Raw genomic sequence first — 19,324 nt, 5'->3', positions numbered from 1 at the left:
GCCTGTGCGCGGCTTGCGGCTTGCGGATCGTTTCATATCCCTGTGAAAGCAGTTGACGGTTTCATTTCGACTCGTGGGCGACGCGTCTAAAATACGCGCGCCATGATCCGACTCCGCCATCTGCTCGCGCAGCGTCTGACGCACCCGGCGGCGGCCTCGTTGCTGCTGCTGGTCGTCGCGTTCCGCCTGCTGCTTCCGCCCGGCCTGATGCTCGCCCCGAGCACCGGCGAGCGCGGCGTCGACCTGTCGATCTGCAGCGGGCACGGCGCGTTGTTCGGCGACGCGCCGGCGACCTGTGCCCATTCAGCGCGGCACTCGCGATCGGCCTCGCCCCGACCTTGCCGCTGCCGGCGTATTGGCTGCGGCTGGCGACCGGCGCCCGCCGGCCGTTTCCGGCCGATGAGGCGCCCCCTTCCGCGAGCCACGTTCATGGCTCGCTCGGCGCACGCGCGCCACCTCTCGTCACGCGCCATTAAGCCGATCGTACGGATAACGAACGTCTTTCCGCGTTCGCGCGTGTTGTCGCTCGCATAACATCGAGGGATTTCCGCATCCGTAGATTCCACGCCGATCACCGCGCGCGGGATCGCCGATCCGCTCGCTCTCCGCATTCCCTTGCTCGCCAGCCGGCGCCCGCCTCGCGCGTGCCGAATGCGTGCGCGTGCCCGGCCATCGACATCGTGTCGATCGCCAACCGCGCATGCCGTTGGCCGCCCTGCTTCGTTCCGACTTTCCATCCGGAGCCTTGTTTCATGACACGTTCTTCCGCTTCACGCCGCGATTTCCTGACGCTGGGCACGCTGTGCCTGGCCGCCGCCGCCACGTCCGCCGGCCCCGCGCTCGCGAGCGAATCCGCAGCGCCCACCATGCCCGCCGCCCGCGACGCCGCGGCACGCGACCACCTGCGCATGATGAACATGTTGCCGCCCGACGCGCCGAAGGTCGCCATGCTGATCCACCCTCAGATGGTGGCGCTCGATCTGGTCGGCCCGCTGACCGTCTTCAAGGTCGCGCGCTTCGACACGCAACTCGTCGGCAAGACGCGCGACGCCGTATCGAGCGTCGAAGGCCTGCCGTTCGCGCCGACGCACACGTTCGCCGAATGCCCCACCGATGTCGACGTATTGTTCGTGCCCGGCGGCATCATGGGCACGATCGATGCGATGAACGATCCGGCCACGCTCGATTTCCTGGCCTCGCGCGGGCGCACCGCGAAGTGGGTGACGAGCGTGTGCACCGGTGGCCTGCTGCTCGGCGCGGCCGGGCTGTTGCGCGGCTACGACGCCACGGCGCACTGGGCCGTGGCCGACCTGCTGCCGATCCTCGGCGCGCGGCATGTGGACCAGCGCGTCGTGACCGACCGCAACCGCATGACCGCGGGCGGCGTGACGGCCGGCGTGGATTTCGCGCTGACGCTGGTCGCGCAACTGAAGGGCGAGGAACTGGCGCGCCGTGCGGCGCTCACGATCGAATACGCGCCCGCGCCGCCGTTCCTGAGCGGCACGCCCGAGCAGGCCGGCCCCGAGCGCACGCAAGCGATGCGCGACAGCCGCAAATGGATGGACGGGCAGGCGAAGCTGGCCGCGCAGGCTGCCGCGAAACGGCTCGGGATCGAGGCATGACGCCGCCTGTCGTGCTCGACGTCAGGTTGAATCGCGCCGCCGTCGCATCGGCCTTTGCAGGGTGCGGAGGCCGCCGCGGATGGCGCAGGTGACGGTGTCGTACCGGTTTTGAGGCATGCGGATGCCTGCCGGCGCGCCATCGTATAAGCTCGACGACGGCGTGCCTCGCTCGTACGAAGCCCGCCCCTGGCCCACCGAACCATTCTCATCCCAGCCCTCATGCATCCCGTCCCGCCCCCTCCCGGCGCCGTACTCCTGCTGATCGACCTGCAATGCGCGATCGATCACCCAAGCTGGGGCGTGCGCAACAATCCGCACGCCGAGCGGCAGATCGGCCGGCTGCTCGAACGATGGCGCAACCAGGGGTGGCCGGTGTGGCATGTCCGGCATGATTCCACCCAGGCGGGCTCCCACTACCGGCCCGGCCAGGCGGGGCATGCATTCAAGCCCCAATGCGCCCCCCTGGCCGGCGAGCCGGTCATCCCCAAGCACACCAACAACGCGTTCATCGGCACCGGCCTGGAAGCGAAGCTTCGCCACGGGCGGCACGACGCGCTGGTCGTGGCGGGCGTCATCACGAACAACTCCGTCGAGGCGACGGTGCGCATGGCCGGCAATCTCGGCTTCCAGACCTACCTCGTCGCCGACGGCTGCTTCACGTTCGCCAGAACCGACTGGAACGGCACACTGCGCAGCGCGGACGACGTGCATGCGATGTCGCTGGCCAATCTCGATGGCGAATACTGCACGGTCATCACCACTGACGCGCTGTTGGGCGCGTCCGGCTGACACCCCGCCGCATCGACTGAAGAACAGTGCCCACGTATTCTTGACACACCATCGCATCGTTAAGATAACTTTTCTTATCGAAACGATACGATCACCCCCATCAAACTGACCATTCCGAAATCACGCCACCCCGGCCTCAATCGATCGTGAACACCGTGCGCCGCCGGCTGTCCGTCTTCGCCCACGTCTCGCCGACCTGCGCCAGCGGCACCGCGTGCGCGTCGATTCGCAACCCTGCGCGCGGCGCGACGTCGAGCACCATGCGCAGCGCCTCGATCAGCATCGGCAGCGGCACGCTGCCGATCCCGCTGCCCATCAGCGTGATCGCGGTGGCGCGCAGCACGGCGGCCGGCAGCGAGATCTCGCTGCCGCCGATCGCACCGATCTGCACGTAGCGCAGCGCGGCCAGGTCGGGCAGCGCGCGCGCCGCCGCGCCGAGCAGCGCGTGGGCGCTCGGCCCCCACAGGTAGTCGAGCACGATGTCCACGCCGCCCGAGAACTGTTCGCGCAGCGCGGCGTCGAGCGCGTCGTCCTGGGTCAGCGGCACGATCACGTCGGCGCCGAGCGTGGTCAGTTCGGCCAGCGCGGTGGCGTCGCGCCCGGTGGCGATCACCTTGCCCGCGCCCAGATATTTCGCGAGCTGCACGGCGAGCCGCCCCGACGAGCCGGTCGCGCCGTTGACGAGCACCGTCTCGCCGAACTGGAGCCGCGCGCGCTCCTTGAGCGCGGCCCACGACGACATGCCGGGGATCGCCAGCGCGGCAGCCGTCACGTCGTCGAGCGCGTCGGGCAGCGGCAGGCAATGCGCGTCGATGGCGACGCTGCGCTCGGCCATCGCGCCGTGCGGCGCGACCGGCGCGAAGAAGTAGACGCGCCGGCCGGCGGCGTCCTCGCCCACGCCATCGATGCCGGGCACGAACGGCACGAACGCCCCGCCCTGGCCCGCCGCCTCCGACGTGTAATGCACGCCCGCCGCGCGCGAACGCGTGACATGGCTCAGGGCGGCGGCGCGCACGCGAATCTCGCGGCAGCCGTCGGCGGCGCGCGGTGCGTCGAAATCGCCGTATACCGGCGCCTGGCCGGCCGATTTCACGATCGCTGCTTTCATGGGTTTTCTCCGTGGATATCCGGTTGGGGGTGGCGCGCTGCGTTCGATGGATCGACGCTCACTGTGCGCCGATCCAGGCGCGCAAGGCGGGGTCGCGCACTTCCAGCACCTCGAACAGGCCGAGCGCGCGCAGCGCCGGCAGCGCGGCCAGGATGTCCGCCCGCGCCTCGGCGCGCGCCTGAGGCGTCGCATCGGGCGTGCCCAGCACGCGCGCATTGAAGAGAAACGCGCCTACCGTGCCCTTGCGCACGGTCACGCCGTTCAGATCGGCCTGGTTCTGCCCGTCGGGCAGCAGTTGTTCCGCTCGCATCGTGATCCTCCTTGGGCAGTCGCCGTGCGACGCCGGTTTCGATAAAAACCAGTTTATCGAGATAGAATCGGCCCAACTCCCTCATGCAAGCCATTCGATACGGAATTTCGGCCATGCTCGATCCGCTGCTGCCCCCACCACTCGTACTCCAGTCGGGCGGACCGTTAGTTGCGGCTGCTGAATTGACGCAGTCAGCGGCGCGCGAAACGGACGTGCACCGGCACCCGCGCGGCCAGTTGATCGGCGCGTTGAGCGGGCTGCTGTCGGTGGGATTGGAGGCGCAGCAGTGGGTCGTGCCGGCCACCCATGCGATCTGGGTGCCGCCCCACCACTGGCATTCGCTGCGCTCGCACGGCCCGTTCTCGGGCTGGAGCGTGTTCGTCGAGGAAGCGGCGGCGCGCGCGGCGTTGCCGGCCGAGCCGCGCGCGATCCGCACCAACCCGCTGCTGCGCGAGGCGGTGCGGCGCGCGGCAAGCTGGCCGGGCGGCTCGCACGATGCCGACGAAACGCGCATCGCCGAGCTGATCGTGGCGGAAATCGCGGCCTCGCCGGCGCAGGCGCTGGGCCTGCCGAAGCCGAGCGATCGGCGCCTGGCGCGGATCGCCGATGCGCTGGCGGCCGACCTGGCCGACCATCGCGGCGCGGCCGATTGGGCGCACTGGGCCGGCATCGCGCCGCGCACGCTGAGCCGGCGCTTCGCGGCGGAAACCGGCATGAGCTTCGCGCAATGGCGCCAGCAGGCGCGCGTGCTGCGCGCGCTCGAACGGCTCGCGGCCGGCGCGCCGGTCACGACCATCGCGCTGGAACTCGGCTACGACAACGTCAGCGCGTTCATCGAGATGTTCCGCCGCACGCTCGGCGTGACGCCGGGGCGCTATGCGGCGGATTTGCCGGTGCGGGCGGCGGGTGGATGAAGCGGGGTTGAATCGACTGTCGAGCTGTCGAGCTGTCGGGCTGTCGGGCTGTCGGGCTGTCGGGCTGTCGGGCTGTCGGGCTGTCGAGCCTTCGGCCGTGTAGCCGTGTAGCCGTGTAGCCGTGTAGCCGTGCAGCCGTGCAGCCGTGCAGCCGTGCAGCCGCTCAACCCTCAGGCGACGGCCGCGCGCCCCCGTGTCCTCAAAACTCCTGCCGCGTCGGCCGGAACACCACCTCGTTGATGTCCACGTCCTCGGGCGCGCCGATCACGTAGGCCACCAGGTTCGCGAACGATTCGGCCGGCAGCGCGATGCCGTAGAACTCGCGCACGGCCGCCGCGATGTCGGCCTCGGTGATGCTGTCCGGCAGCTCGGTGTCGATCGCCCCCGGCGAGATCACCGTGGTGCGGATGCCGTACGGCTTCACTTCCTGGCGCAGCCCTTCCGACAGCATCCGCACCGCCGCCTTGGTGGCCGCATACACGGCGCTGCCCGGGCGCACCTTGTGCGCCGCCACCGACGCCACGTTGATCAGGTGCCCCGATTTCTGCGCCTGCATGTGCGGCAGCGCGGCGGCGATGCCGTACAGCACGCCCTTCAGGTTCACGTCGATCATGCGGTCCCAGTCGTCGGTCTTGCCGCGCTCCAGCGGCGAATGCGGCATCAGCCCGGCGTTGTTGATCAGCACGTCGATGCGGCCGAAGCTGGCCACGGCGGTATCCACCAGCCGCTGCACCTCGTCGCGTTGCGTCACGTCGGTGGCCACCGCCAGCGCCTCGGCGCCCTGCGCCTTCAGCTCGGCCACCAGCGCGTCGAGCCGCTCGATGCGGCGCGCGCCGAGCACGATGCGGGCGCCATCGGCGGCGAGCCGGCGCGCGGCGGCTTCGCCGAGCCCGCTGCTCGCGCCGGTGATGACGACGACTTTGTTCTGGATCTGCGTGGGCGTGGACATGATCGATTCTCCGGTTGGGCGGGCGGCGGCAGAATGCGCGCGGCCCGCGTGGACGTCAGCCGGGGAATGTAGCAAAGGCAGCCGCGCCGCGTGAAGCCCGCCGGCCGTGCACGGGCTCGTGAGCGTGGTTCAGCAATCGGGGCGACGAAAGGAAAACCGGAAGCAAAATGCGGCGAAATCCCCCAAACGAAAACGGCGGCGCAAGCCCGAAGGCCCGCGCCGCCGTGATTCGGCGATCAACGCATGATCAACGCCCCGTCAACGCCTCAACGCGCGCCGATATTCTTCCTGAACGCCGCCAGAATGCGCCGCTCCAGCGACAGGTAATCGCCACCGAAGTGGTGATCGCCGCCGGTCTTGACGACCTCGGCGCCGGTGCCGGCCAACGCCGGGCACAGCGTTTCCTTCTCGGTCGCGCCGTAGAAGCACTGCACCTGCTTGGCCGGCAGCTTGTCGAACTCCGGACGCACCTTCAGTGCCTGGTCGCTGGCCGGCATGCCGAGCCAGCCGGTCACGCGAATCTGGAAATCGGCCGTCGGCGCGAAGCCGAGCAGCGACATCACGGCCACCTTCTCCTGCAGCGCCGGCGGCAGCCGGTTGTAGGCGAACGGGATCACGTCGGCGCCGAACGAATAGCCGATCAGCGCGACGTGCGACGCATGCCAGCGCGCCATGTAGGTCTGCATCACGCGCGCCAGATCGTGGCTGGTCTGCGCCGGCGTTTTCTCGCTCCAGAAATAGCGCAGGCTGTCGATGCCGACCACCGACACGCCATCCTTCTGCAAGGCCTCGGCGATCGTCTTGTCGAGATCGCGCCAGCCGCCATCGCCGGAAATCACGATCGCCAGCAGGTTGCCGTCGGCAGACGCGGCGCTGCCCGGCTTGGCCGGCAACTCCACGAGCGGCAGGTCGGATACGTCGAGTTCGTCGGCCGTGCCGTCGCGCAGGTGCGGCGCGAGCAGCGCGACCAGCTTCGATGCATCGCCGGAGGCGGCCGTGTCGACGAAGCCCGGCGTCTTGCGGCGGCTGACCGTCGGGTCCGGCGGGCACACCTTGAAACGCGGATCGAGCGTCGCGGCCGGCGCCACCGTGACCGCGCCGGAGATGGTGTTCTCGGGGGCCTGCGCGAGCACCTGACGCGCGAGCGCGCCGCCCTGCCCGATGCCGGCCACGATCGGCGCGTAGTAGCGCGAGGTCTTGATCTGCCGTTCGAGCTGGTGGCTGACCGCTTCCGCGTCGCCCACCAGTTGATGGCAGCTTTCCTTGGTCTTGGCCAGATTGGCCGCGTAGCGCGCGGTATCCACGCCCACCGTCAGCGCGCCGGCCTTGGCCAGCACGGCCGCCGTGTTCTGGTCGTCGGCGCTCCAGCCGCCGGCCGCCGAATACAGCACCACGAAGCCGTGGATCTCGCCCTCGGGCTTCACGACGATCACGTCGCCGTAGCGCCCGCCCGGCAGGCGGCTCGGCACGCCGGCCTCGCCGATCACGGCCGAGGCGGGATGCGCCGCACTTGCCGCATTCGTTTTAGCGGCCGGTTTGGCGGTGTCCGCCGCGTGGGCGCCGCTTGCCTGGACAAGAACGAACGCCGCCGAGATGGCCAATCGGCCCCAATGATTCCACTTCATGAACGCCGACCTCCTGCCAGCAAAGACAAATCGGCGAGCGTCACGAAAACGCCGACCGAACCGGAAGCCGCGAGATAGCGCGGCTCCCATTGCGGCTCGAACTTGCTCTTGAACGCGCGCAAGCCGCGGAAATTGTAGAAACGCCCGCCGAAGCGCCAGACCACCCGGCCGAGCCGGTGCCACAGCGACGACATCGGCGCGGTGCCCATCCCCGAGAACGGCGCCATGCCGAGGCTCAGGCGGCGGAACCCGGCTTCCTTCAGATGCAGCGCGAGCTGCGTGAACAGGTATTCCATCGCGTACGGCGAGGCCTCGGGCACGTGGCGCATGACGCCGACGGTGGCGTCGGTGTTCAGGTCGGTGGTCATGAACGTGACGAACGCGACCGGCTCGCCGCCCTGGCGCACCAGCATCACCGACTGGGTGGCCAGATAGCCGTCGTGGAACGCGGCCACCGAGAAGCTCTTCTCGCGCGCGTCGCGGCTGTCGAGCCAGTCGTCGGAGATTTCGCGCAGCACCGGCAGCATGCCCGGCACCGCCTGCGGCTCGATCACCTCGACCGACATCGCCTCGCGGTCGCCGCGCTTGAGCGCATAGCGCAGATGCGAGCGATTCGAGCCCTTGAGGTCGAACGCCTCCAGCGCGATATGCGCCTCCTCGCCGAGCTTGACGAGCGTGAGGCCGGCGTCGAGATAGAGCGGCAGCCCCTCGGCGCGCACCTGATAGAACGCGGCGCGCCCGCCGTGGGTGTGCGCACGCAGGATCAATTCGTTGATGAGCCCGGCCCATTCGTGGCGCGGGCCGACCGGATCGTAGAGCGCGGCCCAGGTGCGGCCGTGCTTCGCGTACATCAGGAACGCCTCGCGCGACGGCGAGAACAGAAAGCTCTTGTCGCCCATCAGCGCCAGGCCCACGTCGCTGCGCTCCTGGGCGCGGATGATGCGCGCCGCGTCGGCCAGATCCTGCGGCTCGGGCACCACGAAGCGTCCCGCGGCCGGACGCAGCATCTGCCAGAGCGAGGCCATCGCCGCGAACACGCCGGCCGCGAGCGTGGCGCGCAAGGCCCGCGAGGCGCGCTCGTCGAACGCGAACTGCGACCAGATTTCCTGCGAATAGGGAATATCGCGAAACGCGAACAGCAGCACCCAGACGGCCAGGATCAGCACCATCGCCACCGACACGAACCAGCCGATCGTAAACGGCTCGGCGAACAGCGACGAGTGACGATTGAAGCGGCGCCGGGACACCAGCAGCAGCAACAGCAGCGCGCCGAGCACGCCCGCCTCGACGAAGGCCAGCCCCTTCGAGAACGACAGCGCGAGGCTGACCAGCGTCAGGCCGAACGTGATCCACCAGGCCGCGTCGAGCCGGCGCAGCAGCCCGCGCGCGACGAACAGCAGCGACACGCCGAGCACGCTGCACAGCACCTGCGAGCCTTCCATGACCCACAGCGGCACCACCCCGCGCAGCACCGCGATGCGCTGCCAGAACGCGGGCGTGGCGCCCGAGATCACCAGCATGCCGCCCACCGCGAACGTCACGAGGCTCAGGAACAGCGGCGCGAGTTGCGACACCTGCGCGGCCTGCGTCGAGACGAAGCGCTGGCTGACCGCGCGCCCCTCGAACACGGCCAGCAGGCCGGCCGACAGCGCCAGCGGCACGCCGAAATAGATCGCCCGATAGGCCAGCAGCGCGGCCAGCATGGAGGTGGGCGGCACGGCGCTGCCGAGCGTGAACGCCATGGCGGCCTCGAACACGCCGATGCCGCCCGGCGTATGGCCGATCATGCCGAGCAGCAGCGCGCCCGAATAGACGGTGATGAACGTGACGAAGCCGATATGGCCGTGCGGCAGCAGCGCCCACAGCGCGAGGCCGGCCGCCACCACGTCGACGGCGGCGAACACGAGCTGGGCGACCAGGTCGCGCCGCGCGGGAATGTCGAACGAGAGCCAGCTCCAGCGCGAGCGCACCTCGCGCGGCTCGCGCCCGCAGAACGCCACCAGCCCGGCCAGCGCCACCAGGATCAGCGCGCCGATCACGGTCAGCCAGTCGGCCGGCACCGGCAGCATCGAGGCCAGCGGCCCGGAGCCGCCGACCATGCCGAGCGCGGTCATGCCGACGATGCCGAGCATCAGCGTGCCGCCCATGAACACGGTCATGCGGCCGATCTGCGCGGTGGTGACGCCCGAGGGGCCGTAGACGCGCACCCGCACCGCGCCGCCGGTCAGCGCGCCGAAGCCGGTGGCGTTGCCGAGCGCGGTGCCGGCGATGGTGCCGATCCACAGCGAGACGCGCGGCACCTTGGCGCCCACGTAGCGCAGGCCGATCCAGTCGCGCGCCACCAGCGCGGCGTAGCTGAGGGCGGTCGCGCCGAGCGCGCCGGCCCACTCGCCCGCCGTCAGGGCGCGCAGATGCCGGATCACCGAGCGGTAGTCGACGGTCTCCGACAGATGCTGGAACACGAACAGCAGGGCAATGCCGATGCCGAGCGCAAGCAACGGCGAAACGAGCCGATCGAGCCGCAAAGTCTGGCGGGCGCGCGTCAAACCGGCCGTCGCGCGCCGCGGTAAATCACTGAAGGACATGAATCAGAAGTGTCAGGCTGGAACCCGTCGCGAGTGTGGCGCTGCCGAAGCGATCGTCGTCATGCGCCTGCGTACCCGAACGCAGGCTGCATCGACCGCCGTGGCGGACTGGGCGGAATCAGGGCCGCCGAGTGTACCGGAGCGATATTACAAAACCTTTCGTGCAACTGCGGGAAACCCGTGCATGCCCGGCGATCCGCCCTGACACGCCGCCCCGTATCGGCCGGACGTGATTCGCACCGGCCGGCGCATGATACTGGAAAAGCCCCGCGAAAACGGTAGCGAAAACTACGTAAAGGCAAGCCCCTAGCGGCTTTTCACGATTCACGCGGGGTTCGACACAGTCCGGACACAACTGCTTCGGGGTCCGGACCATTCGACAATTCGCAGGATGCCTAAAAACGCGCGCTTGCGGTAGCCGCCTTACCGAAATATTTACGAATCACAACGTTTTTATTTCAATTCGACACACATGCAGCGATTTCGAAAGCCGAGCATCGGCCGCACGGGCAAACGGTGTACCCGAACCGTCAACTGATGAACACCACGCCCTCGCCCACCTGCAGGTGCGCCGACACCGGATCGTCGCGGTGCACGGCGATCAGGTTCAGCCCGGCCGGCACGCAGCGGTAGCCGAACTCGGCCAGGAACTGTTCGACCTGGGTCGAATCGGTCTTCAGCACCTCGACGGTCAACATCGGCTTGCAGCGGCGCAGCGTGTCGCGCGCGCCGGTCAGCGCCTCGATCTCCATGCCCTCGATGTCGAGCTTGATCAGGTCCACGCGCGGCAGGTTCAGCGAATCGAGGCTGACCATCGGCACCGTGGAGCCGGAGGCGGTGTCGTAGGCGATCGTCTGACCGATGAATTCGCCGTTCTCGCGCGGGCGCAGCTCCAGGCTGCCGAAGCTCGCGTGCGCGAGGTAATCGGGTTGCGGCACGCTCAGTTCGCCGCAACGCTCGCCGAGCGCGGCCAGCTTGGCGCGCGCGTTCAGGCAGTTGTTCAGCGCGATGTTGCCGGCCAGCGCGTAGAACACCACCTCCTGCGCCTCGAAACTGAGCACCCGCCCCCAGCCGTGCATGTGGCGCGCCCATTCGAGCGTATGCACGCCGATGTTCGCGCCGCCGTCGATCGCCACCACGCCGTCGCCGTGCAGTTCGTGGCGGCGCGTCAGCATCGCCAGCACGAAGTCGATCTCGCTCGCGTCGAAGCAGGCGTTCTCCAGCAACTGATGGCCGACGCCGTAGCGAAAGCCGGTGGTCGTGGTGTTGTGGTCGTGACGGTTCACGATCATCGTGCCGTGATTCGTCGCGGTGAGGACAAAGGCGATAGGACGCTTTGGAAAAGTCATGTCGGTGCCTCGGAATCTCGATGGAATTGTTGTGGGTCTCGCAGCGGCTGGCGGGTCGCGCCAAACAGGCCAAACAGACCGCGCAGGCACGCCGAACCGGTGCGCGGATTGTCAACCACAACCGGCCGCGATGACCAGCGGGTTAGTCCCAATCCCGCCACAGCGGCATGGCGGGCGCGACGCCGCGCCGAGCCCGGCCGGCATCGCGCAAAACCGCGCCGGGCCTGGCTTTGGCGGGCTCGGCCGGGGGCCGTGCGAGGCTGGCCGCGGTGTGTAACGCGAGTAACGATCTGTGACGCTGCGCAACGCGCCGGGCGGCGGCCGATGGCGCGTGCGGCCCCGCCCCGCGCGGCTGGTGCGGAACGGGCCGCCCGCCAGGCCCGGGCGCACCCGATACGGCGCCGTTGCATGCGCGCCCACAGCAGCGGCCGCAGCCGGTAACATCTCGTTCCCGCGCTTCCCGGCACGCGGGCGGCCCGGCCTTCGCCGCACGGCCTCCGCTGCACGGCCTCCGCCGCACTCGCCGAACAAAAGGTTTTCCATGCCGTTGACCGCCCGACTGGCGCGCGCATTCGCGCCGCTGCTGTGGATGCTCTGTCTCGCCGCCCCGCTCGCGCCGGACGCCTTCGCGCAGCCGATCGTCGCCTCCGCCGCCAGCGCCACCGCCGCGCCGCCGGCGATCTCCTACGCCGACGCGGCCGCCACGCTCAAGCAATTGCAATCCGAGCAGGACCGCATCAAGCAGCAGACCTCGGCCGCCATCAGCAGCCAGCAGCTCGACACGCTCGACGGCGCGGCCGAGCAACTGAGCACCGACGTCGACAAGCTGATCGACGCGCTCACCCCGCAACGCGCCCAGGTGCAGGCGCAGCTCGACGTGCTCGGCCCCGCGCCCGCGGCCGGCTCGCCGCCCGAAACACCGGCCGTGGCGCGCCAGCGCGCCGACCTGACCACGCGCCGCAGCCAGTTCGACGCGCTGCTCAAGCAGGCCGCCTCGGAACGCGACGACCTCGCCAACCTGAATCAGCAATACGCGAAACTGCGGCGCGGACTGTTGCGCAACCAGCTCGCGCTGCGCTCGGGCAGCCTGTTCGGGCCGAGCTTCTGGGCGCCGTTCGGCAAGCCGCTGCCCGACGACCGCGACAAGCTGCAAGGCTTCTTCGGCCAGATCAGCGCGCAGTGCGCGTTCGCCTGGGAGCCGGGCCGGCGGCTCGGCACGCTGCTGCTGCTGGGCCTCGCGCTGGCGATCTGGAGCGGCGGGCGGCGCCTGCTCGAACACGGCTTCGCGTGGTTCAGCCTGAACCGCCTGCCCGAGACGCGGCTGCGCCGCAGCGCGCTGGCGCTCGGCACCGCGCTGGCCACCGTGATCGCCACCGGCGTGGCGGTGCAACTGCTGTACGTGGCGATCACGCGCGGCGATCCGCTGACCCCGGCGCTCGACGATTTCGCCGCCAAGTTCAGCGAGCTGGCGATGACCTGCGCGCTGATCGCCGGACTCGGCCGCGCGCTGCTCTGCACGCGGCACCCGAGCTGGCGGCTGCCGGCGATCGCCGACCCGGTCGCGCTCGCGATGCGGCGCTTCCCGACCGTGCTCGCCGCGCTGCTGCTGATCTCCGGCACGCTCGAACAGATGAACCGGATCGCCGACACCAGCCTGCAGGTCACGCTGTTCGGGCGCGGGGTGGTGGCGCTGGTGGTGGCGCTGACGATCGGCGCGACGCTGCTGCGCGCCAACCGCGCGCGCGCGGAGCTGGCCGCCGCCGGCGAGCAGCCCGAGGCGCGCTCGACGCTGGCCGGGATGATCCATGCCGCCGTGTCGCTGGCGGTGATCGCCTCGCTGGCCGCGTTGCTGATCGGCTATATCACCGTGGCGCGCTTCATCACCTACGAACTCGTGTGGTTCGAGATCGTGCTGTGCAGCTTCTACGTGCTCACGCAACTGACGCGCGACGTCTGCGCGAGCCTGTTCTCGGCACAGCATCGCAGCGGCGTCACCATCAAGAACCTGTTCGGGCTCGACGACAGCCATCTCGACCAGGCCTCGACGCTGCTGTCGGGCGTGGGCGTGGCGCTGCTGGTGCTGGTGGCGGCGCTGTCGCTGCTGACGGGCGGCTTCGGCACCACGCCGAGCGATCTGTTCGACAGCCTGCTGACGATGCTCGGCGGCACCAAGTTGCGCAGCCTGAACATCGTGCCGGACCGCATCGTCAACGCGGTGGTGGCGGTGGCCGTGGGCTTCTGGCTGCTGCGCTCGGTGCGGCGCTGGCTCGACAACGAATTCCTGCCGACGCTCGGCATGGACCCCGGCATGCGCGCCTCGCTCGTCACGCTGTTCAGCAACCTCGGCTACGTGCTGCTGGTGCTGATGACGCTGTCGCTGCTCGGCGTGCAGTGGAGCAGCCTCGCGTGGATCGTCTCGGCGCTGTCGGTGGGGATCGGCTTCGGCCTGCAGGAGATCGTCAAGAACTTCGTGTCGGGGCTGATCCTGCTGACCGAGCGGCCGGTCAAGGTGGGCGACATGGTCAGCATCAGCGGCGTGGAAGGCGACATCCGCCGCATCAACGTGCGCGCCACCGAGATCCAGCTGACCGACCGCTCCACCGTGATCGTGCCGAACTCGCAACTGATCTCGCAGAACCTGCGCAACGTGACGATGGGCAACAGCAACCTGGGCGTGGCCACGCTGATGCTGACGTTCCCGCTGAACACCGACCCCGAACAGGTGCGCGACCTGCTGCTGCACGCCTTCGAGGCGCATCCGGGCGTGCTCGACAAGCCCGCGCCGTCGGTCACGTTCAGCCAGTTGACGCCCGACGGCATCACGCTCAGCGTGACCGGCTACGTCAGCAGCCCGCGCGTCACCTCGACCATCAAGAGCGATTTGCTGTTCGAGATCCTCAAGCAGTTGCGCGCGGCCGGCATCACGCTGGCCAGCCCGCAGATGCTGATGATCCAGAACGCGCCGGACGGCTCGGGCGCCGCTCGCCTGCCCGCGCAGCCGGGCGGCGGCGAGCGCTCGTAGGCGCTTTTCGCACGGCGCGCAGGCCCTGTCATACCGGGTTTCCGGCCGATCGTTACGGGTTCGTCATCAACGGTTGCAATCCTTTACGGCGTGTGACGCCCGCTTTCCCTAAGCTTGCGGTCATCACACCAATCAACGATAGGGGAACGAGATGAACAAGATCGCATTGCTGGCGCCGGCGCTGGTGGCCGGCTCGATGCTGGCGGGCTGCGTCGCCTACCCGGCCGATCAGGGTTACGGCGGCGGCTATGGCGGCGGTTACGCGGCCCAGCCGGCCTACGTGGCGCAACCGAGCGTGGCGGTCGATCTCAGCATCGGCTGGCACGGCGACCGTTACTACGACGGCCGCCGCTACTGGGCGCGTGACGACTGGAATCGCGCGCACCCGCCCGGCCCGGGCCCCGGCGGCCCCGGCTACCATCGCGACGATCATCGTCCGGGCGGCCCTGGCCCCGGCCCCGGCCAGGGCGGACGTGGCGACGACCACCGCGGCGGCGACGATCACCGCGACGACCATCGCTGGTAGTACGCCACGCCCCGGCAACGGGGCGCGCAACCACACCGCGCGAGCGTGACCGGATCATTCGGTTGCCTCGCGCGGTTCGTTTTTGGAGCGGGGTTTCGTGCGGCGAACCGGCGTGGCGCCCCGAGCGCGCTTCGAGCATGAAGCGCGCTCGGGGCCGCGAATCGGGCCGCGAATAGGGCCGATGAATCGGGCCGATGAATCGGGCCGATGAATCAAGCTGGTGAGTCGGTCCTACGAATCTGGGCAATCAGTCACGCCCGCACATCACGCAGGCTCGTCACCACGGCCCATCACGGCCGGCCATCCGATGCCGCCGCGCCGGCCGACGCCGCGCTGTCCGGCAACGCGCGCCGAATGCCCTCCACCATCGCGTGCGCCGCGCCGGCCACGATCGCCGCATCGACGCCGTAGGTCTGCCATTCGTCCCGGCCGTTCTTCGAGAACACCAGCGAGGCATGCGAGCTGGACGGCTGCTCCGATTTCGCCGAACGCCAGACGATCGTCACGTCGCAGGTATAGGCATGCTCGGCCGTCTTGCGGCACGGGCCGTCTTCGCGGATCGCGGAGATGTCGGCGGCCACCGGCAGCGGCTGGCCGAAGAACGCGTTGACGGGGCCGTGATTCTCGGTGTCGAGCGCCTGCCGCACGGCGGCGTCGATCTCGGCCGGCGCGGGGCCGTCGTGGAGCCAGCCGCAGGCGGCCATCAGCGGCGCGAGCGCGCCGGCAAGCAACAGGGTACGTAGCGTCATTCGATATCCTTCGTGCGCCGGCCGCGCGGCCGGCGGCGGCCCGTCGCGCGCCGCCCCTCGCGACGCGCCCGATCGAAGCCGCGCGCGCAGTGTGCCGCGAGCCGCGCCGCGCTGCCGTATCGAATCGTAAGCAGTTGTTCGCGGCGGCGAATGCCGCGCCTATACTGGGCTTTTCCGCGCCCCCGGCGCGCGAACACGAACGAAGGAGACACCATGTACTACCTGCTGACCTACGATCTCGTCGATACCTATCTCGAACGCCGCGCCGAGTTCCGCGACGCGCATCTGGCGCTGGCCAACGCGGCCGCCGAGCGCGGCGAGCTGCTGCTCGCCGGCGCGCTGGACGATCCCGCCGACTGCGCGGTGCTGCTGTTCGCGGGCGACACGCCGGCTGCCGCCGAGGCGTTCGCGCAAGCCGATCCCTACGTGGCGCACGGCCTCGTGCGCCAATGGCAGGTGCGCCGCTGGAACGTGGCCGCCGGCCGCGACGCGAAGGCCTGAGCCGGCGCGCGCCCTCGCCTCACAGCCAGCGGGCGCGCTTGAACCACCACAGCAGCCCGAGGTCGGCCACCGCCATCACGCCGACGCAAATATAAAAGCCGAAGCGCCAATGCAGCTCGGGGATGTTGTTGAAGTTCATGCCGTAGATCCCGGCGATCATGGTCGGGATCGCGAACAGCGCGGCGAACGAACCGAGCCGCTTGGTCACCTCGCTCTCCGCCAGCGAGATCATCCCGAGATCCACCTGCACCGCCGTCACCACCATTTCGCGCCGCGCCTCCAGCGTCTTGGTGATGCGCTGCAAGTGGTCGTACACGTCGCGGAAGTAATGCTCCATGCCGCTGCACACCTGCGGCGTGCGCCCGCCCACCAGCTTCGAGAGCGGCTCCAGCAGCGGCGCGGTGTGCTGATAGACCGTCATCAGGCGGCGCTTCAGCGAATAGAGATCCTGAATGATCGCGCGCGCCGTGGACGACGACGCTTTCTCGAAGATGCGGTCTTCGAGTTCCTCCAGCTCCGCGCCGAGCGCCTCGACCGTCGGGAAGTAGCGATCCACCACCTGATCCATCAGCGCGTAGAACACGAACGCCGCGCCGCCCTTGAGCAGGTGCGGTTCGCGCTCGCAGCGCTGGCGCACGTCCTGGAAGCCGTGCGAGGTCCGGTTGCGGATCGACAGGATGTAGTTCGTGCCGACGAACAGGCTCAGTTCGCCGATCTCCAGCTCGTCCTCGGCGTCGAGCTCCACCGTATGCAGGACCGCGAACAGCGAATCGCCGTACTCCTCGATCTTCGGCCGCTGATGGCCGACCAGCGCATCTTCCAGCGCGAGTTCGTGCAGGCTGAACTCCTCGCCCATCCGTTCGAGCTCTTCCTTCGACGGCTCCTTCAGCGCGACCCAGACGAAGCATTCGGGGCGCGCGACGTAGTCGCTGATGTCGTCGATATCGATGTCGGCCAGCTTCTGGCCGTTCTGGTAAGCAGCGCAATTGATCAGCATTGTGTCGTGGGGAAACGTCCGCTTCCACGTCCGTTTTTATCCGTGATTCGGCCCGCCAGTGTAGCGGTTCCGGGGGGCGGCGCGCAGCACCGTGCGCGGGCCGCCCGGCCTTGCCAGCGCAGGCGTTCGCGGTCATGATCGCTGCTGCACGGCAGCGCCCGACGATCGGCTTTCGCCCCGCCTTTCGGGGCGCCGTCCGGTAGCTGCCGGCGGCCTTTCGTTTCGGCCGTTTCCTCTCGCTTCTCGCCTCGGAGGCTTCGCTCGTGAAGTACCTGGTGTTTTTCTGCGGTCATGCCGGCACCGGCAAGACCACGCTCGCCAAGCAGTTGATCGGCCCGCTGATGCGCGCGACCGGCGAGGCGTTCTGCCTGCTCGACAAGGACACGCTGTACGGCCGCTACAGCGCTGCCGCGATGGGTGCGCTGACGCAGGACCCGAACGATCGCGACAGCCCGCTCTACCTGCAACACCTGCGCGATCCCGAATACCAGGGCCTGCTCGACACCGCCCGCGAGAACCTCGAACTCGGCATCAGCGTGCTGGTGGTCGGGCCGCTGTCGCGCGAGATTCGCGACGGGCGGCTGCTGAACCGGCAATGGCTCGGCATCGGCCACGACGTCGAGCTGCGCGTGGTGTGGGTGCATACGTCCGAGGACACGGCGCGCGAGCGCATCGTCGCGCGCGGCAACCCGAGCGACGCCTACAAGCTCGCGCACTGGGATGAGTACCGCGCGCGGCGCTTCGTGCCGTCGGGCGCGGCCTGCGACGGCCTGCTGCAATTCGACAACACCGCGCCGAGCGCGACGAACGTCGAAACGCTGCTGCACCGCATCGTGCCGCCCGCGCAGGGCGCGATGGTGCCGCCGCTGCCGGCCTGATCCGCAACACGCGGCGCGCGGCCCCAGCAGATCGCGCGCCTGCGCCACAACGCAACATGGCCGGTGCTCGCGCACCGGCCATGTTCGTTCATCGCCGCGATTCTCGCTGCGATCCGGGCCGACCCGGCGTCAGGCCGCGGCGTGTGCCGGCACCCGCGTCGCGCCTTCGTACAGCTTGCCGAAACGATTGTCGAGGAAGGCTTTCAGCGGCACCTGCTCCTGGCGCACGAAACCGCGTTGCGGCAGGCGGCCTTCGCGGAACAGGTCGAGCACCGCGCACATCGCGCCGGCCGTGGTGATCTGGATCGCGCTCATCGGCATGCCGCCGATCTCCTTGGCGAACACCTTGCGCGTGAACACGTCCTGCACGAGCTGGCCCTGCTTCGTGCCCGTGACCGTGACGAACACCAGCACCACGTCCTGCTTGGTCGACGGCACCGCGCGGCGCATCATCGCCTTCAGCGCGTCGCGGTCGGACGCGAGGCGCATGTCGTCGAGCAGGAATTGCATCAGGTCGCGATGGCCCGGATAGCGCACCGACTTGTAGTCGAGCGTGCCGACCTTGCCCGCCAGCGTCTCGCACAGCGTGCCCAGGCCGCCCGAGGTATTGAACGCCTCGTATTCGGTGCCGTCGAGCGAGAAGTGTTCGAGGCCTTCGAGCGGCTGCACCCATTGGCGCTCGCCATTGCGGATTGCTTCGCAGGGCTGACAATATTCGTTGATCAGGCCGTCGACGCTCCAGGTCAGGTTGTATTTGAGCGCGTTGGTCGGGTACTCGGGCAGCGCGCCCACCCGCATCTTCACGTCGCGAATTTCGCTGAAGCCCTCCAGCAGCGCATGCGCGGCGATGCCGATGAAGCCCGGCGCGAGGCCGCACTGCGGCATGAACGCGTGATCGGCGCCGTCGGCCAGGCTGCGGATCGCGTGCGTGGCGCGCACGTCCTCGGTCAGGTCGAAGTAATGCACGCCGGCTGCTTTCGCGGCGGCCGCCACGTTGACGGCCAGGTAATACGGCAGCGCATTGACCAGCGCGTCGAAGCCCTGGAGCGCCTCGCGAATCGCGTTCGCGTCGGCGGAATCGACGCGGCGCGTGGCGATGCCGGCGGCGGCGAGCTGCTTGAGCGCGTCGGCATCGCGATCGAAGGCCGTGACCTCGTAATCGCCGGTTTCGCGCAGCAGGTGGGCAATGGTGTGGCCGATCAGACCGGCGCCGACAATGGCGATTTTCATGATGACGCTCCTGAGGTGTTGTTGTACGGAGGAAGGCAAGGCCTGCAGGAGAGTGTACGAACGAGCAAAAACAGTTGATAGACGAAGAGTGATGCGTTTCGTCATGGATTTTCGTCGTTTCGACGATTGGCGGTGACGATTTGAAGGATGGGTGGGAGAAGGTCTGCCGG

17 protein-coding genes are annotated in these 19,324 nt (G+C 69.1%); 8 read left to right on the top strand and 9 right to left on the bottom strand.

Annotation, left to right across the window (positions count from 1 at the left end; translation table 11 throughout):
- The first annotated feature begins 102 nt into the window (after positions 1-102).
- The 3 genes from AB4851_RS25210 (at position 103) to AB4851_RS25200 (ending at position 2,411) form a co-directional block, all read left to right on the top strand.
- On the top strand, positions 103-534 hold the full coding sequence (locus AB4851_RS25210; protein ID WP_414449250.1) for a hypothetical protein: 432 nt from the start codon (positions 103-105) through the stop codon (positions 532-534).
- A gap of 218 nt (positions 535-752) precedes the next feature.
- Positions 753-1,622: a DJ-1/PfpI family protein gene (locus AB4851_RS25205; protein WP_414449249.1), complete on the top strand. Its 870-nt coding sequence runs from the start codon at positions 753-755 to the stop codon at positions 1,620-1,622.
- A gap of 219 nt (positions 1,623-1,841) precedes the next feature.
- Positions 1,842-2,411, top strand: coding sequence for a cysteine hydrolase family protein (locus AB4851_RS25200; protein WP_414449248.1), 570 nt, complete (start codon positions 1,842-1,844; stop codon positions 2,409-2,411).
- Positions 2,412-2,547: 136 nt separating this feature from the next.
- Here AB4851_RS25200 and AB4851_RS25195 read toward each other — a convergent pair whose 3' ends face one another.
- Together AB4851_RS25195 and AB4851_RS25190 are read right to left on the bottom strand one after the other, a co-directional pair.
- A complete protein-coding gene (locus tag AB4851_RS25195) occupies positions 2,548-3,519 on the bottom strand; it encodes a quinone oxidoreductase family protein (RefSeq protein ID WP_414449247.1) in 972 nt (323 codons plus the stop codon).
- Between the two features lie 58 nt (positions 3,520-3,577).
- The gene (locus AB4851_RS25190) at positions 3,578-3,829 is read right to left on the bottom strand and encodes a hypothetical protein (RefSeq protein WP_414445332.1); all 252 of its coding nucleotides are present in this window, start codon (positions 3,827-3,829) and stop codon (positions 3,578-3,580) included.
- 113 nt (positions 3,830-3,942) lie between these two features.
- Here AB4851_RS25190 and AB4851_RS25185 point away from each other — a divergent pair, with 113 nt between their 5' ends.
- Entirely contained in the window at positions 3,943-4,743 is an 801-nt protein-coding gene (locus tag AB4851_RS25185; protein WP_414445333.1) for an AraC family transcriptional regulator, read from the top strand.
- Between the two features lie 199 nt (positions 4,744-4,942).
- Here the strand turns inward: AB4851_RS25185 and AB4851_RS25180 are convergent, their stop codons facing one another.
- The 4 genes from AB4851_RS25180 to AB4851_RS25165 form a co-directional block, all read right to left on the bottom strand.
- Positions 4,943-5,692, bottom strand: coding sequence for an SDR family oxidoreductase (locus AB4851_RS25180; protein WP_414449246.1), 750 nt, complete (start codon positions 5,690-5,692; stop codon positions 4,943-4,945).
- A 266-nt stretch (positions 5,693-5,958) separates the two neighbouring features.
- Positions 5,959-7,317 (bottom strand): virulence factor family protein, encoded by a 1,359-nt coding sequence (locus AB4851_RS25175; protein ID WP_414449245.1) that lies wholly within the window; start codon positions 7,315-7,317, stop codon positions 5,959-5,961.
- Positions 7,314-9,902 carry a bifunctional lysylphosphatidylglycerol flippase/synthetase MprF gene (mprF, locus tag AB4851_RS25170; RefSeq protein ID WP_414449244.1) on the bottom strand — a complete coding sequence of 863 codons (2,589 nt, stop codon included), beginning with the start codon at positions 9,900-9,902 and terminating at the stop codon, positions 7,314-7,316. Before mprF ends, AB4851_RS25175 begins: the two co-directional genes overlap by 4 nt.
- A gap of 530 nt (positions 9,903-10,432) precedes the next feature.
- A complete protein-coding gene (locus tag AB4851_RS25165) occupies positions 10,433-11,251 on the bottom strand; it encodes an FkbM family methyltransferase (RefSeq protein WP_414445337.1) in 819 nt (272 codons plus the stop codon).
- A gap of 541 nt (positions 11,252-11,792) precedes the next feature.
- Here AB4851_RS25165 and AB4851_RS25160 point away from each other — a divergent pair.
- Both AB4851_RS25160 and AB4851_RS25155 read left to right on the top strand, forming a co-directional pair.
- Positions 11,793-14,273, top strand: a complete 2,481-nt coding sequence (locus AB4851_RS25160) for a DUF3772 domain-containing protein (protein ID WP_414449243.1) — start codon at positions 11,793-11,795, stop codon at positions 14,271-14,273.
- Between the two features lie 151 nt (positions 14,274-14,424).
- Complete coding sequence (locus AB4851_RS25155; RefSeq protein WP_414449242.1) at positions 14,425-14,799, top strand: hypothetical protein; 375 nt, start codon at positions 14,425-14,427, stop codon at positions 14,797-14,799.
- Between the two features lie 290 nt (positions 14,800-15,089).
- Here the strand turns inward: AB4851_RS25155 and AB4851_RS25150 are convergent, their stop codons facing one another.
- A complete protein-coding gene (locus AB4851_RS25150) occupies positions 15,090-15,548 on the bottom strand; it encodes a hypothetical protein (protein WP_414449241.1) in 459 nt (152 codons plus the stop codon).
- A gap of 213 nt (positions 15,549-15,761) precedes the next feature.
- Between AB4851_RS25150 and AB4851_RS25145 the strand changes: the two genes are divergently transcribed.
- The gene (locus tag AB4851_RS25145; protein ID WP_414449240.1) at positions 15,762-16,049 is read left to right on the top strand and encodes a YciI-like protein; all 288 of its coding nucleotides are present in this window, start codon (positions 15,762-15,764) and stop codon (positions 16,047-16,049) included.
- A 19-nt stretch (positions 16,050-16,068) separates the two neighbouring features.
- On the opposite strand, the gene corA is transcribed toward AB4851_RS25145, so the two are convergent.
- Positions 16,069-17,046, bottom strand: a complete 978-nt coding sequence (gene corA / locus AB4851_RS25140; protein ID WP_414449239.1) for a magnesium/cobalt transporter CorA — start codon at positions 17,044-17,046, stop codon at positions 16,069-16,071.
- A gap of 263 nt (positions 17,047-17,309) precedes the next feature.
- Here corA and AB4851_RS25135 point away from each other — a divergent pair, with 263 nt between their 5' ends.
- Complete coding sequence (locus AB4851_RS25135; protein WP_414449238.1) at positions 17,310-17,924, top strand: AAA family ATPase; 615 nt, start codon at positions 17,310-17,312, stop codon at positions 17,922-17,924.
- Between the two features lie 129 nt (positions 17,925-18,053).
- Here AB4851_RS25135 and AB4851_RS25130 read toward each other — a convergent pair whose 3' ends face one another.
- Complete coding sequence (locus AB4851_RS25130) at positions 18,054-19,154, bottom strand: saccharopine dehydrogenase C-terminal domain-containing protein (protein WP_414449237.1); 1,101 nt, start codon at positions 19,152-19,154, stop codon at positions 18,054-18,056.
- Between the last annotated feature and the right edge of the window lie 170 nt (positions 19,155-19,324).

Source organism: Burkholderia sp. 22PA0099, assembly GCF_047497165.1.
Classification (GTDB): Bacteria; Pseudomonadota; Gammaproteobacteria; order Burkholderiales; family Burkholderiaceae; genus Burkholderia.
This window is presented reverse-complemented; position numbering and strand designations above follow the sequence as displayed.